This window comes from Streptomyces sp. NPDC059452, assembly GCF_042750035.1.
In the GTDB taxonomy this organism is placed as follows: domain Bacteria; phylum Actinomycetota; class Actinomycetes; order Streptomycetales; family Streptomycetaceae; genus Streptomyces.
In genome coordinates, this window is the sequence record NZ_JBHYVE010000001.1 from 434452 (window position 1) to 447296 (window position 12845).

Below are 12845 nucleotides of genomic sequence, written 5' to 3' on the forward strand. Positions count from 1 at the left end.
CCCACCATGCGCGCGCGGCGACAGAGTGGGGCGGTGCTCGGAACTGGGCCCGTCAGGCGGCGTCGAACGTTCCGGCCTGCACGCCCGCGACGAACGCGGAGAACGCGGCGGTACGGACACCGACCACCGGACCGTCCACGCTCTTGGAGTCACGGACGGGGACGATGCCCTGCGAGGCGACCAGGTTGGCGGCCACCTCGATGCAGTTACCGCCGTTCGAGCTGTACGAGGACTTGAACCAACGGGGGAATTCGGTCTTCACGAGGTGCCCTTTCGCAACTGGCTGATCCTGGCCAGGGACGCCGCCTTCGACAGCGACTCGCCCTGCATTTGATGGTAGGCCGTGAACATGGGCGCCACCAATGACGTTTCACGCTCGACGTACCCCTGCGCCTGCGATTCGGCGTACGCGACGATGGAACGGTCGTCCATGGTCAGCAGGTTGACCGGCAGGTCGAACGCCCTGCGCGCCCCCAGGCTGAACGGTGCCACCTGGATGATCCAGTTGGGCCGCGCGGACATCTCCTCCAGCCGTTGCAGCTGAGCGTCCATGACCTCCGGCCCGCCTACGGCCTGATGCAGGCAGCTCTCGTCCATGACGACGAACACCATGGGCGGCCGAGGCCGAACCAGCGCCTCTTGCCGCTCCATCAGGAACGCGACGCGCTGGTCAGCCTGTTCAGGGGTGATGGACCCGCGCTCCACATCCCCGTAGGCCACCGCCCGCGCGTACTCCGGAGTCTGTAAGAGCCCAGGCATGAGGCCGACCTCGAACAGCCTGATCTCCGCCGCCCGGCCCTCGTACCCCACGTACTCGGGGAAGCCCTCCAGCAGCGCCCCGCTCCGCATCTTGGCGTACTCACGCTCGAAGGAATCGGTCGTTTCGGTCGTACCAAATGCCTGGTCAGACTGCCTCGAAAACCGCAGGGTTGGCGGTTTGCGAACAGTTTCCACGGCCGAGATGTGCTGGCTGGAGTACCCGATCCTCGGGGCCAGCATGTCCTGGGTCCACCCCCGCTCCTCACGGAACCGCCGGATACGGGCACCGTAGGCCGCCTGCGGGCTGCTTTCGGGGTCCAGTTGCTTGATGTTGGCCATGCCGATCTCCCTACTCTTCCTTCAAGATCAGTCAGTTGAAGGGTTCTTCACGGTAGGCCACTCTGAATCGCCCCGGTAGCCATACAGCCACGGAGAGGAACTATCGATGTATGGCGAGAACATTCGTACGAATCCTGAGGAACCACCTCCTGACCCTCCTACCTCTCCTGACGCTCCTGCCCCTGGCGCCCTCATGGTCGACACCAGTCGTGGTGACCGCGTGGGTGAGTTCCGTGGGGTGGCCGGCTGCTATTGGTCGCTGCGGCCCGTGGGTGGTGGGCGGGAGTGGGAGGTCGAGCCCCGTCACGTACGTCCCGCGCTGGTCATAGAGCAGCTTCGGGCCCGCATCGCGCGGATGAACGCACGCAGTCGGGGTGAGGTCCTGTGAGCGCCCTCGCCCGGTTACGGGTCCGGCTCGCCCTTGCCCTCGGGGCCGTGGAGGTCCGGCTGCGGCTCCGCTTCCCCCGCCTCATGTGGGCGCTCGCCCCGGGCCCGGCCGAGCCCGTCGTGCCCTTCGCCGAGCTGCAACGTATCGAAGCCGACCCCGCCTACCGGGCCCTGTTCCTCGCCCGGCTCAACGCGGCGATCACCGACCGGGACGCCGAACGCGAAGCCGTCGTGCACGCGATCGAAGCGGCGGCCGACCGGCTCCGGGCGCTGATCCGTACCGACAGCCGCAGCGGTGGCAGTGGTGGGCGTGGCGCGTGATGCCGACGATGGCGTACGCGTACGCCGCCGAGGTCACCGTGACCGACGGGCGGCGGTTCGCCTCGCTCGGCGGGGTCGCCGTGCCGAACCGGCGGCTCGTCCTGCGCTGGCTCCGCAGGCAGGCGCTGCGTCTCGCGGACGGGCACGGGCTCGCGGTGGCCCCGGACACGCTGCGACCGGCGGTCCGGGATGTGCGGCCGGTTCTCTTCCATGGATCCGACGCCCCGGAAGAGTTGCGGACCTGGGCGACCGACGACCACCGCCAGGACGATGCGATACAGGCCCTGGAAGCGGGCTTTCCCCTGCTGTTCACCGTAGTTGACCCCGCAGTCGGGCTGAGCCTGACCCTCGCCGGATGGCGCGGCTCCCTGGGCGCCTTCTAGACCCAACGGCCCACGGCCCCACGGCCTCACCGCCTCACCGCCCCACCGGTCCCGGACACCCCTCACACAGAAATGGCCGCCGTGCTGCAATGCACCGCCGTAACCCCCGTTCCCCCGCCTGCCGAGCTGACTGCCGTCCTCGCCACCATGAAGGGCGGCCCCGACCACCCGCAGGACGCCCTCCCCCGCGACCGCTTCCTCCTGTGCGAACTCGGTGAGCACGACGAGCACACCGAGCACGCGGCGCTCCTCTGGGCACCCGAGACACCGACCGCCTCCGCGCTCTGGTTCTTCTGGGACGGTACCGGCGCGCACCGCGTCCACCGGGTCGGGACCGTGCCCTGGTGCCCCGCTGTCCTCCGCGTCTTCGCCACGGCCTCCGTGTTGCCGTGCTCGTTCTTCCAGGACCACGTCGCGTCCCATTCCTGGGGCGTGACGGACCCGCTCGGCGAGCTGATCGCCGGGCCGATCACCTCCGGCGAATCCGATGAGCCGTGACGGCAGCCGCGCCCCGACGCCCGTAAGGACAGCCGCCCATGAACCAGTGCACCGCCGTCGCGCTCCTCCAGCCTCCGGACCACATGATCGCCCTGTCGGACCCCGGTCACCGCCCGGAAGCCGGACACGTCCTCTGCGAACTCGGCGAGGACCACGAGCACGATCACGCCGCCATGCTCTGGGACGAGGGCGGCCGCCCCGGGGGTGCCGTCTGGGCCCGGTGGAACGCCGAGCGCACGCGACTGATCCCGCTCCCCTGGTGTCCCGCGCTCGATGCCCGGGGAGAGGCGTGCGGGCTGTTCACCGGTCATCCGTCCGCCCATGGGTGGGAGGTCACCGACCCCACCGACGAAGCGATCACGCACCACCTCGCGAAGCGACACCCTCATCTCTTCCCCGAGCACACGGAGGAGGGCTGAGGGTAAGCCCCTCGACGCTCAGGTGGGCGCTTCGTACGGCGCCTCGTACGACGCTTCGTACCGTACGGCGACGGCGGCGGCGCGGTCGTGCAGGGCTGTGCGCAGCCACTGCGGGGCCAGGGCTTCGGCGTCCGTGGCGAGCTGCCACAGCGCCCACTCGGCGTGCCTCGCGTCCTGGAAGGTCACCTCCAGCCGCAGTCGGCCGCCCGCGCCGTCGGCCTCCTCGGCCGCCTCGGCTTGTTCAGTAAGGACGGCCAGCGCGGTGGCCACCAGCTCCTCCCGCCGCTCCGGGGCCACGCGTACCAGCGCGGTGACCACGTCGCCGCCGGTCCGGAACCGTGTGCTGCGGTCCTGCCAGGCGCGGTCCAGGTCGACCCGGTCCGGGCGTTGCGCGGGCTCGGACAGCTCCTCGGCGGCCACGATCCGGGACAGCCGGTACGTACGGTCCGCGCCGGACCTGGTGGCCAGCAGGTAGCCCTGGTCCCGCACGGTGACCAGGCCGATGGGGTCCACCGTGCGCCACGCGGGGGCCTGGTCCACCGCCGCGTAACGGATGCGCAGCTTGTGTCCGGCGAACACCGCGCGCCGGACCTCGGCCGCGATGGGGCCGGGGACCTCGTCGGCGACCGGCCGACGCGAGAGCAGGTCGGTCTCGGGGTCGATGAGCAGCCGCTCGGCCACCCCGGCGGCGGTGTCCCGGTGGCTCTCGGGGAGCGCGTCCACCACCTTGAGCATGGCCGACGCGAGCGCCGAGCCGAGGCCGAACGCCTGCGCGCCGCGCCGCGATCCGGCGACCAGCAGGGCAAGGGCCTCCTCGTGGTTCAGCCCGGTGAGCTCGGTCCGGAACCCGGGCAGCAACGCGAAGCCACCGTGCCGGCCGCGCTCGGCGTGGACCGGGACTCCGGCCGCCGACAGGGCCTCGATGTCGCGCAGCACCGTACGGGTGGACACCTCCAGCTCGCGGGCGAGCGCGGGCGCCGACATCCGGCCGCGCTGGCGCAGCAGCAGAACCAGGGAGACCAGCCGATCGGCGCGCATCCGAAAACCCTAGAGGAATACCTGACATGAGGTGTCGCGATGGGCTGCGAGGCTCATTGCCGTGCCCCTCGGACACCCCGAGCGGCCATTCCCCACTGGCCATGCGCCATTCACTTCACTCACCCGAAGGATCATCACATGGGCTCTCAGCTCAACCCGTACATCAGCTTCGACGGGAACGCCCGGCAGGCGATGGAGTTCTACCAGGAGGTGTTCGGCGGCAAGCTGGAGCTGGGCACGGCCGCGGACTTCGGCTCACCGGACGCGCCCGGCGGCGACAAGGTCATGCACGCCCGGCTCGACACCCCGTACGGATACACGCTGATGGCCTGGGACGTGCCGGAGGGGGTGCCCCACCAGCCGGGCAACAACGTCGCGGTCTACCTCGGCGGCGACGACGAAGGCAGCGAACTCCGCGGCCACTTCGAGAAGTTGGCGGCCGGTGGCACGGTGACCATGCCTCTGGAGAGGCAGCCGTGGGGCGACGAGGCGGGCTCCCTCGTGGACCGGTTCGGGATCAGCTGGATGGTCAACATCACCCAGCGGCAGACCACCTGACCCGGCACGGGGCCTCGGCCGCCCGCCCCGTCCCCGGCCTGCGGGGCCTCTCTCTCCCGGGCCCGGGAGAGAGAGGCCCCGCCCACCTGCGGTCAGCGGCGCAAGCGGTAGCTGTTGGCGAATTCGTTCGGGGTGCAGACGTTCAGCCGTCGTTCGGTCAGGTCGTAGGTGAAGCCGCTGGGCACGGTACAGGCCCAGAGGTTGTTCGCCGGGGTGCGCAGGCGGTAGCTGAGGTCGTAGTCGTTCGCTCTGCAGACGTTCAGCCGCCGCTCCGCCCGGTCGTAGGTGAAGCCGCTGGGCAGACCGCAGGCCCAGAGGTTGTCCTTGGGTACCCGCAGGCGGTAGCTGATGTCCCAGCCAGTGGCGTTACAGACGTTCAGCCGCCGCTCGGCCAGGTCATGGGTGAAGCCGCTGGGCAGGGTGCAGGCCCAGAGGTTGTCCGCGGGGGCGCTGACGTAGTAGCTGATGGCCCAGCCGCTCGGGGCGCAGACGTTCAGCCGTCGTTCGGCCTTGGTGAAGGTCATGCCGGCCGGGACGGAGCAGGCCCAGTAGCCGGAGGAGGCGGTCGTGACGGGCGCCGCGGCGGGGGACGCGGGAGCGGGCTCGGCACTCGCGGGGGCGGAGACCAGCAGTCCGAGGCAGAGAGCCACCGCGCTGAACACGGATATGAGGGCGGTGCGTAGCCGGATACGTAGCATCTGTGACAGCTCCTGGTGGGTGCGGGTGCGCAGACATGACAGGGCTCGGCGGGCAGGGCGTCGGCGGCATGGGGACTGACCGCCGACGGCCGTCCCCGGCCGGGCCGCCGTCATGCTGGCACCGGCAGCAGCCCCGGGCAATTGCCCCGATCTCGGGGCGACTTAGATCAGGCCACTCGACGACCTGCGCATGGCGTGGCTGGAGTGACTCATGGGATGCGTGGGGCGTTCTCCCTGGGCAACCCGCACCCGTCGTGGCGACCTCGTGGGCGCCGACGTGCCGACCGGTGAGGCTGAATCGCGCCACCACCGTGTCGCTCTCGGCGACCATGCTCTCGATGACGGCCTGTGGCCGGAACGTGTCCACGATGTGTTGGGGCATGCAACCGCTCGCGCCTCGTCACCCTCCGCTGCCCTCCGCTGACCTCCAGCGTCTTCTGGTTTCCTCCGGTGTCCTCCGCCCGGGAATCCGTCGCCCTGTTCAACACGTCGATGCATGTTCGTCCGAAAGCCGATCATCTGATCGGACCGCATGACGCTCATTTCCCGACAGGCCGGAGCGCCCACGCCGCTTCCGGGCAACACCTGCCCACCGCACGGCCGTACAGGGTGGGGCCCGGGGGCGGGAGAGAGCGACGGGGCCCCGGGTGGCACCCTGGAGCGATGCGACCGGGAACCGACCGTCACCACGCGGTGGCGCCGACCGGGAGACGGGAGAGCCATGACGGCCATGGATGACGCACCGCCCATCGTCTTCGTCCACGGGACGCGGTTCAGCTCGGGACAGTGGAGCCCGCAACTCGCTTCGCTCCAGGAGGAGTTCCGGGTGGCCGCCGTCGACCTGCCGGGGCACGGCGCGCGTTCCGCCGAACCCTGGAGCCTGGACGCGGCGACCGAGGTCATCGCCTCCGCGGTGGACTCGCTCGGCCACGGACCGGCGCTCGTGGTCGGGCACTCGCTGGGCGGGTACGCCTCGCTGGAGTTCGCGCGGCGCTGCCCGGAGCGGCTGCGGGGGCTGGTGCTCGCGGGGGCCAGCGCCTCGACGCGCGGTGCGTGGGCGGCGCCGTACCGGTGGGTCGCCGGGCTCGTGCCCCGGATACCGGCGGACCGGTTGACCCGCTGGAACGACCGGCTGCTCCGGCGGCTCTATCCCCCCGAGGTGGTGGAGGCCACCATCCGTTCCGGCTACGCCTTCCACACGCTGCCGACCGCCTGGGGCGAGGTGCTGGGCCGGTTCGACGCGGAGGCGATGCGTCAGGTGGCGGCTCCCGTGCTCATCCTGAACGGCGAGAAGGACAGCGTCTTCCGGTCCGGCGAGAGAGACTTCGCCCGCGCGCATCCGCAGGCCCGCATCGAGCTGATCCCCCGGGCCAGGCACCTCGCGAACTTCGACGATCCGGACGCCTTCACCGACGCCGTCCGCCGGTTCGCCCTGCACCTGCCGCCCGTTCACGTGCCGCCCGTTCACGGCTGAGCCCGCCCGAGCGTGCCGGTGCCACCGGTACCCCCGGCCGACGTTCCTGGGGCGGGTACGGCGGTGGGCCCGGATCACGGATGATCCGGGCCCACCGTCGTACGGGGTACTGCTCGGGTGTCAGCTCTGCGCGGGGCCGTCCTGCTCGGCCGGCTCGGCGGTGGTGGCCGCCTGCGCCTCGGCGCGCTCGCGCATCTTGCGTACGAGCTCCTGCTTCTTGTCCTCGGCCGCCTTGCGGTCGGCGTCTCGCGCGGAACCCGCGCCCTGCTGTTCGGCGCGGGACAGCTTCTTGCGCTGTCCGCCGACGCCGAGGAGGTTGTTGCGGCTCTTGGCCACGGTGTTCTCCCGTTCGTGGTGAGGTGAGGCGGAAGTGATCAGGTGATCGCGATCGATCGGTCCGGTGGGCGGCGGGTGGGTCGAACCCCCGCCGCGCTCTCACTCGTAGATCTGGAAGAACGAAGACATGCGGAAAAGGTACCCCGCTCCCGGAGCGCCCCGCACCAGGTTTTCCGGCCGCCGGGACTCCCCGGCCGCCCGGGGTCTCGGGCCGCCAAGGCTCTCAGGCCGTCGGGTCGACCGTTGCCTGGTGGGCCTCGGTCAGGTGCTCCTGGGCCTTCAGCCAGGGCAGGAACTGCGCCGAGCGGCGCCAGCCGCACGTGGAGCACGTCAGCTCACGCGACATGCGTGCCTTTCTCACCTGCACGACGTGCTCACGGCCGTGCTGGTCCCATCTGGTGACCTTGCTGGTGGTGATCGACGGCATCGCGTACCTCCCGGGGCGGTGGCGGGGGCTCCGGTGGACCGTACGACGAAGCCCCCGGTTCCGTACCCGGAACCGGGGGCCTCACGCGCGTACGCGAGCGTACGAAAAGGTCAGCAGCCGAGCAGACGGGCGCCGAGGTACGCCTGGATCTGGTCGAGGGAGACGCGCTCCTGCTTCATGGTGTCGCGCTCGCGCACGGTCACCGCGTTGTCGTCCAGGGTGTCGAAGTCGACGGTGACGCAGAACGGGGTACCGATCTCGTCCTGACGGCGGTAGCGGCGGCCGATCGCGCCCGCGTCGTCGAACTCGATGTTCCAGTTCTTGCGCAGGTCCGCCGCCAGGCCCTTGGCCTTCGGCGAGAGCTGCGGGTTGCGGGAGAGCGGCAGGACCGCGGCCTTGACCGGGGCGAGGCGGTGGTCGAGGCGCATCACGGTGCGCTTCTCCATGACGCCCTTGGCGTTGGGCGCCTCGTCCTCGACGTAGGCGTCGAGCAGGAACGCCAGCATCGCGCGGCCGACACCGGCCGCGGGCTCGATGACGTACGGCGTCCAGCGCTCGCCGGCCTCCTGGTCGTGGTAGTGGAGGTCGGTGCCGGACGCCTCGGAGTGCGCCTTGAGGTCGTAGTCCGTGCGGTTGGCGACGCCCTCCAGCTCGCCCCACTCACTGCCGCCGAAGCGGAAGCGGTACTCGATGTCCGCGGTGCGCTTGGAGTAGTGGGAGAGCTTCTCCTTGGGGTGCTCGAACCAGCGCATGTTCTCCTCGCGCATGCCGAGGTCCGTGTACCAGTTCCAGCGCTGGTCCATCCAGTACTGCTGCCACTCCTCGTCCTCGCCCGGCTTGACGAAGAACTCCATCTCCATCTGCTCGAACTCACGGGTCCGGAAGATGAAGTTGCCCGGAGTGATCTCGTTCCGGAAGGACTTGCCCATCTGCGCGATGCCGAACGGCGGCTTCTTGCGCGAAGTCTGGAGCACCTGGCCGAAGTTGGTGAAGATGCCCTGGGCGGTCTCGGGGCGCAGATAGGCGACCGAGCCGGAGTCCTGGGTCGGGCCGAGGTGGGTGGAGAGCAGGCCCGAGAACTGCTTGGGCTCGGTGAAGGTGCCCTTGTTGCCGCAGTTGGGGCAGTTGAGGTCGGCGAGACCGTTGACCGGCGGCTTGCCGTGCTTCTCCTCGTACGCCTCCTCCAGGTGGTCGGCGCGGTAGCGCTTGTGACAGGAGGTGCACTCGGTCAGCGGGTCCGAGAAGGTGGCGACGTGGCCCGAGGCGACCCAGACGTCCGGGGCCAGGATGACCGACGAGTCGAGACCGACCACGTCCTCGCGCGCGGTGACCATGTAGCGCCACCACTGACGCTTCAGGTTCTCCTTCATCTCGACGCCCAGCGGTCCGTAGTCCCAGGCGGCCTTCTGACCACCGTAGATCTCACTGCAGGGGTAGACGAAGCCACGGCGCTTGCTCAGGCTGACGATGGTGTCGATCTTGTCGGCGGCCACGGTGCTCTCTTCATACGACGATGACGGGCGGGCGAATGCTTCAGATTACCGGCGGGCGCACCCCCTGGATCAAATCGGTGGGGGTGCGAGCGATCTTCGCGCTGTCGGTATGTGATCTTCCGGGCATCTCATCTGCCTTGTTGACAATCGTTTCCACTTTTGTTGAAAATGACTGTCATGAACGTACGCCGCCTCATACCCACCACCGCCGTCGCCGGAGCAGTCGTCCTCGGTCTGACCGCTCTCTCGGCCTGCTCCACCTCCGACGCAGCGGACGGGGGCAACGGCGACAAGCTGAAGGTGACCGCGTCGTTCTACCCGATGCAGTTCCTGGCCGAGCGGATCGGCGGCGAGCACGTCGCCGTCACCAGCCTCACCAAGCCGGGCGTCGAGCCGCACGACCTGGAGCTCACCCCGCGCCAGATCGGCTCCATCAGCGAGTCCGACTACGTGCTGTACCTCAAGGGCATCCAGCCCGCCGTGGACGACGCGATCAAGCAGTCCGGTGTGAAGAACACCGTTGACGCCGCGACCCTGACGACGCTGGAGAACCACGGAGCCGAGGTCAGCGGCCACGACCATGAAGAAGACGAGCACGGGCACGAGGACGAAGCCCACGAAGAGCACTCCGAGGGCGACGGCCACAACCACGGCGAGGAAGGCGGCGCCGACCCGCACATCTGGCTGGACCCGGTGAAGTACGCCGAGGTCGCCAAGGGCGTCGGCAAGTCGCTGGAGAAGGCCGACCCGGACCACGCGGCCGACTACAAGAAGAACACCGAGGACCTCGTCGCCGAGCTGGACAAGCTGAACACGGCGTACGAGAGCGGGCTGAAGAACACCGCCACCAAGACCTTCATCACCACCCACTCCGCCTTCGGCTACCTCGCCGAGCGGTACGGGCTCACCCAGCAGGGCATCGCGGGCATCGACCCGGAGGCCGAGCCGAGCCCCGCCCGCATCCAGGAGATCCACACCATCGCGAAGAAGGAGAAGGCCACCACGGTCTTCTTCGAGACGCTCGCCAGCGACAAGACGGCGAAGACCCTCGCGAAGGACACCGGGCTGAGGACGGACGTCCTGGACCCGCTGGAGGGAATCACGGGCAAGTCCAAGGGCGCTGACTACATCGAGGTCATGGAGTCCAACCTCACCGCGCTGCAGAAGGCACTCGGCGCGAAGTGACCCGCACCACCCGCATCACTCGTACTACCCGCATCACTCGTACCACCCGTATCACTCGTACGACCGTCGGATCGGAGGCGCTCATGCCGGAGCGTGAGAGCACCACCCGCGAGCCCGTGATCAGCACCCGTGAGCCCGTGGTGAGCCTGCGCGGCGCCACGGCCACCCTCGGCGCGCGCCCCGTGCTGCGCGGGGTGGACCTCACCGTGCACCGGGGCGAGGTCGTGGCCCTGCTGGGCGCCAACGGTTCCGGCAAGTCCACCGCCGTACGGTCCGCCATCGGCCAGGTCCCGCTGACCGGCGGCACCGTCGAGCTGTTCGGCACCGAGCTGCGGCGCTTCCGGCAGTGGGGCCGGATCGGTTACGTACCGCAGCGCACCACGGCCGCCGGCGGGGTCCCCGCCACGATCCGCGAGGTCGTCGCCTCCGGGCGGCTCGCCCGTACGCGGCTGCGGTGGCCCGGGAAGGCCGACCGCAGGGCCGTGGACCGGGCCATCGAGCTGGTGGGCCTCGCCGACCGGGCCAAGGACTCCGTGAGCGCCCTGTCGGGCGGCCAGCACCAGCGGGTGCTGATAGCCCGTGCCCTGGCCGCCGAGCCGGAGCTGCTGATCATGGACGAGCCGATGGCCGGGGTGGACCTGGCCAGCCAGGAGATCCTGGCGGCGACCCTGCGCGAGCAGGTGGCCCTGAACACCTCCGTACTCCTCGTCCTGCACGAGCTGGGACCGCTGGAGCCGCTGATCGACCGGGCCGTGGTCCTGCGCGACGGCTGTGTGACGCACGACGGCCCGCCGCCGGAGGCGCTCGGCCAGCACGCCCTGCCCGGCCACGACCACGTACACCCCCACGCGGCCGCCGAGCCCGTACGGACGGGACTGCTGACCTGATGATGCTGGAATTCCTGAACCCCCCCTTCATGCAGCGGGCGCTCGTCGCGGCCGTCCTGGTCGGCATCACCGCGCCCGCCATCGGCATCTACCTGGTGCAGCGGCGGCAGGCCCTGATGGGCGACGGCATCGGGCACATCGCGATGACCGGTGTCGGCCTCGGCTTCCTGCTCTCCACCAGCCCCGTCTGGATGGCCACCGCCGTCGCCGTGGCCGGTGCGGTCACCATGGAGCTGATCCGCTGGTACGGGCACACGCGCGGCGATCTCGCCCTGGCGATGCTCTTCTACGGGGGCATGGCGGGCGGCGTCATGCTGATCAACCTCTCCGACACGGGCTCCAACGCCAACCTGACCTCGTACCTCTTCGGCTCGCTCTCCACCGTCTCCCAGTCCGACGTCATCGCGATCTGTGTGCTGGCCGCCTTCGTGGTGCTGGTCACCGTGGGGCTGCGGCGGCAGCTGTTCGCGGTCAGCCAGGACGAGGAGTTCGCCCGGGTGACCGGGCTGCCGGTGCGGGTGCTGAACCTGCTGATCGCGGTGACGGCCGCCGTGACGGTGACCGTCGCGATGCGGGTCGTCGGGCTGCTGCTGGTCAGCGCGCTGATGGTGGTGCCGGTGGCGGCCGCCCAGCAGATCACCAAGTCCTTCAAGGTGACCTTCGTGCTCTCCGTGGTGATCGGCACGGCGGTGACCCTGACCGGCACCGTGACCTCGTACTACCAGGACGTTCCGCCGGGCGCGACGATCGTGCTGCTGGCCATCGCGGTGTTCGTCGCGCTGACCGCGCTCGCGGCTCCGCTCGCGAAACGGCGGGCGCGGGCGAGCGAGGCGAAGGGGGCGGAGTGCACCCTGGAGGTACCGGGGGCCCGCCGGGGCACGGACGACGCGCATGTGTGACGGCGCTCGTACGGTGCGTACCGTTGGCGTGTGACGGCGCTCGTACCGTGCGTACTGTACGAGCGTGACGGCTCGTGCCGCGCATCCGTACGCGTGTGACGGAGTCGCACCGTACGTGTTCGCCTGCGGCGCCCGGCCGGGCTGGCACAATGGCCCGACACATGTACGGGCGACACGAGGAGGCACCTGTGGCCACGGCGCCGATCAGTGGCACGAACGCAGCGCCGGTACGCGGCCGGTCCACCCGGCAGCGGGCAGCGGTGGCGGCGGCGCTCGACGAGGTCGACGAGTTCCGCAGCGCCCAGGAGCTGCACGACGTCCTCAAGCACCGCGGCGACTCCGTGGGACTGACCACGGTCTACCGGACCCTTCAGTCCCTCGCCGACGCGGGCGAGGTCGACGTCCTGCGCACCACCGAGGGCGAGGCCGTCTACCGGCGGTGCTCGACCGGTGACCATCACCACCACCTGGTCTGCCGGCTCTGCGGCAAGGCGGTGGAGGTCGAGGGTCCCGCCGTCGAACAGTGGGCCGAGACGATCGCCGCCCAGCACGGCTATGTGAACGTCGCGCACACCGTCGAGATCTTCGGCACGTGTGCGGAGTGCGCCGCGAGCAACAAGAAGTAAGCGCGCGAACGCAGAGAACGCGCGAGCGTAAAAGAAGAGGCGGGGGGGGGGGGGTCGGAGCCGGCACGGCGCAGCTATTGATGAGTATTTAAAAGAAAGTATTGGGGGGGGGAGCCGG

At 70.0% G+C, this 12845-nt stretch carries 18 protein-coding genes; 11 read left to right on the forward strand and 7 right to left on the reverse strand.

What is annotated here, in order from left to right; genetic code table 11:
* Positions 1-52: 52 nt before the first annotated feature.
* Together ACFW9Z_RS02005 and ACFW9Z_RS02010 are read right to left on the reverse strand one after the other, a co-directional pair.
* On the reverse strand, positions 53-262 hold the full coding sequence (locus ACFW9Z_RS02005; protein ID WP_384632844.1) for a DUF397 domain-containing protein: 210 nt from the start codon (positions 260-262) through the stop codon (positions 53-55).
* Complete coding sequence (locus tag ACFW9Z_RS02010; protein WP_384632847.1) at positions 259-1098, reverse strand: Scr1 family TA system antitoxin-like transcriptional regulator; 840 nt, start codon at positions 1096-1098, stop codon at positions 259-261. The genes ACFW9Z_RS02005 and ACFW9Z_RS02010 overlap by 4 nt, the downstream gene beginning before the upstream one ends.
* A gap of 106 nt (positions 1099-1204) precedes the next feature.
* Here ACFW9Z_RS02010 and ACFW9Z_RS02015 point away from each other — a divergent pair, with 106 nt between their 5' ends.
* From ACFW9Z_RS02015 to ACFW9Z_RS02035, 5 genes are all read left to right on the forward strand, one after another.
* Positions 1205-1486, forward strand: a complete 282-nt coding sequence (locus ACFW9Z_RS02015; protein WP_384632850.1) for a hypothetical protein — start codon at positions 1205-1207, stop codon at positions 1484-1486.
* Positions 1483-1806 carry a hypothetical protein gene (locus ACFW9Z_RS02020; RefSeq protein WP_384632853.1) on the forward strand — a complete coding sequence of 108 codons (324 nt, stop codon included), beginning with the start codon at positions 1483-1485 and terminating at the stop codon, positions 1804-1806. The genes ACFW9Z_RS02015 and ACFW9Z_RS02020 overlap by 4 nt, the downstream gene beginning before the upstream one ends.
* Positions 1806-2189: a hypothetical protein gene (locus ACFW9Z_RS02025; protein ID WP_384633365.1), complete on the forward strand. Its 384-nt coding sequence runs from the start codon at positions 1806-1808 to the stop codon at positions 2187-2189. Before ACFW9Z_RS02020 ends, ACFW9Z_RS02025 begins: the two co-directional genes overlap by 1 nt.
* Positions 2190-2270: 81 nt before the next feature.
* Positions 2271-2687, forward strand: coding sequence for a hypothetical protein (locus tag ACFW9Z_RS02030; RefSeq protein ID WP_384632856.1), 417 nt, complete (start codon positions 2271-2273; stop codon positions 2685-2687).
* 38 nt (positions 2688-2725) lie between these two features.
* Positions 2726-3106: a hypothetical protein gene (locus tag ACFW9Z_RS02035; RefSeq protein ID WP_384632859.1), complete on the forward strand. Its 381-nt coding sequence runs from the start codon at positions 2726-2728 to the stop codon at positions 3104-3106.
* Between the two features lie 18 nt (positions 3107-3124).
* Here ACFW9Z_RS02035 and ACFW9Z_RS02040 read toward each other — a convergent pair whose 3' ends face one another.
* Complete coding sequence (locus ACFW9Z_RS02040) at positions 3125-4144, reverse strand: helix-turn-helix transcriptional regulator (RefSeq protein WP_384632861.1); 1020 nt, start codon at positions 4142-4144, stop codon at positions 3125-3127.
* Positions 4145-4282: 138 nt separating this feature from the next.
* On the opposite strand from ACFW9Z_RS02040, the gene ACFW9Z_RS02045 reads away from it, so the two are divergent.
* Positions 4283-4702, forward strand: a complete 420-nt coding sequence (locus ACFW9Z_RS02045) for a VOC family protein (RefSeq protein ID WP_384632864.1) — start codon at positions 4283-4285, stop codon at positions 4700-4702.
* A gap of 92 nt (positions 4703-4794) precedes the next feature.
* Here ACFW9Z_RS02045 and ACFW9Z_RS02050 read toward each other — a convergent pair whose 3' ends face one another.
* Positions 4795-5400 (reverse strand): hypothetical protein, encoded by a 606-nt coding sequence (locus ACFW9Z_RS02050; RefSeq protein ID WP_384632867.1) that lies wholly within the window; start codon positions 5398-5400, stop codon positions 4795-4797.
* A gap of 721 nt (positions 5401-6121) precedes the next feature.
* Between ACFW9Z_RS02050 and ACFW9Z_RS02055 the strand changes: the two genes are divergently transcribed.
* Entirely contained in the window at positions 6122-6874 is a 753-nt protein-coding gene (locus ACFW9Z_RS02055; protein WP_384632870.1) for an alpha/beta fold hydrolase, read from the forward strand.
* Positions 6875-6994: 120 nt separating this feature from the next.
* Here the strand turns inward: ACFW9Z_RS02055 and ACFW9Z_RS02060 are convergent, their stop codons facing one another.
* From ACFW9Z_RS02060 to ACFW9Z_RS02070, 3 genes are all read right to left on the reverse strand, one after another.
* Complete coding sequence (locus tag ACFW9Z_RS02060; protein ID WP_384632872.1) at positions 6995-7210, reverse strand: DUF6243 family protein; 216 nt, start codon at positions 7208-7210, stop codon at positions 6995-6997.
* Between the two features lie 223 nt (positions 7211-7433).
* Positions 7434-7637: a hypothetical protein gene (locus ACFW9Z_RS02065; protein ID WP_384632874.1), complete on the reverse strand. Its 204-nt coding sequence runs from the start codon at positions 7635-7637 to the stop codon at positions 7434-7436.
* A gap of 110 nt (positions 7638-7747) precedes the next feature.
* Positions 7748-9130 (reverse strand): glycine--tRNA ligase, encoded by a 1383-nt coding sequence (locus ACFW9Z_RS02070; protein ID WP_384632877.1) that lies wholly within the window; start codon positions 9128-9130, stop codon positions 7748-7750.
* 177 nt (positions 9131-9307) lie between these two features.
* Between ACFW9Z_RS02070 and ACFW9Z_RS02075 the strand changes: the two genes are divergently transcribed.
* From ACFW9Z_RS02075 to ACFW9Z_RS02090, 4 genes are all read left to right on the forward strand, one after another.
* Entirely contained in the window at positions 9308-10315 is a 1008-nt protein-coding gene (locus tag ACFW9Z_RS02075; protein WP_384632880.1) for a metal ABC transporter substrate-binding protein, read from the forward strand.
* 83 nt (positions 10316-10398) lie between these two features.
* The gene (locus ACFW9Z_RS02080) at positions 10399-11202 is read left to right on the forward strand and encodes a metal ABC transporter ATP-binding protein (protein ID WP_384632882.1); all 804 of its coding nucleotides are present in this window, start codon (positions 10399-10401) and stop codon (positions 11200-11202) included.
* Positions 11202-12101, forward strand: coding sequence for a metal ABC transporter permease (locus ACFW9Z_RS02085; RefSeq protein WP_384632884.1), 900 nt, complete (start codon positions 11202-11204; stop codon positions 12099-12101). The genes ACFW9Z_RS02080 and ACFW9Z_RS02085 overlap by 1 nt, the downstream gene beginning before the upstream one ends.
* Positions 12102-12289: 188 nt before the next feature.
* Complete coding sequence (locus ACFW9Z_RS02090) at positions 12290-12727, forward strand: Fur family transcriptional regulator (RefSeq protein ID WP_384632887.1); 438 nt, start codon at positions 12290-12292, stop codon at positions 12725-12727.
* Positions 12728-12845: the final 118 nt, after the last annotated feature.

Coding starts and splice junctions, on each gene's coding strand:
- ACFW9Z_RS02010 (WP_384632847.1), bottom strand. CDS start 1,098: ATGGCCAACATCAAGCAACTGGACCCCGAAAGCAGCCCGCAGGCGGCC.
- ACFW9Z_RS02015 (WP_384632850.1), top strand. CDS start 1,205: ATGTATGGCGAGAACATTCGTACGAATCCTGAGGAACCACCTCCTGAC.
- ACFW9Z_RS02025 (WP_384633365.1), top strand. CDS start 1,806: ATGCCGACGATGGCGTACGCGTACGCCGCCGAGGTCACCGTGACCGAC.
- ACFW9Z_RS02035 (WP_384632859.1), top strand. CDS start 2,726: ATGAACCAGTGCACCGCCGTCGCGCTCCTCCAGCCTCCGGACCACATG.
- ACFW9Z_RS02040 (WP_384632861.1), bottom strand. CDS start 4,144: ATGCGCGCCGATCGGCTGGTCTCCCTGGTTCTGCTGCTGCGCCAGCGC.
- ACFW9Z_RS02045 (WP_384632864.1), top strand. CDS start 4,283: ATGGGCTCTCAGCTCAACCCGTACATCAGCTTCGACGGGAACGCCCGG.
- ACFW9Z_RS02050 (WP_384632867.1), bottom strand. CDS start 5,400: ATGCTACGTATCCGGCTACGCACCGCCCTCATATCCGTGTTCAGCGCG.
- ACFW9Z_RS02055 (WP_384632870.1), top strand. CDS start 6,122: ATGACGGCCATGGATGACGCACCGCCCATCGTCTTCGTCCACGGGACG.
- ACFW9Z_RS02065 (WP_384632874.1), bottom strand. CDS start 7,637: ATGCCGTCGATCACCACCAGCAAGGTCACCAGATGGGACCAGCACGGC.
- ACFW9Z_RS02075 (WP_384632880.1), top strand. CDS start 9,308: ATGAACGTACGCCGCCTCATACCCACCACCGCCGTCGCCGGAGCAGTC.
- ACFW9Z_RS02080 (WP_384632882.1), top strand. CDS start 10,399: ATGCCGGAGCGTGAGAGCACCACCCGCGAGCCCGTGATCAGCACCCGT.
- ACFW9Z_RS02085 (WP_384632884.1), top strand. CDS start 11,202: ATGATGCTGGAATTCCTGAACCCCCCCTTCATGCAGCGGGCGCTCGTC.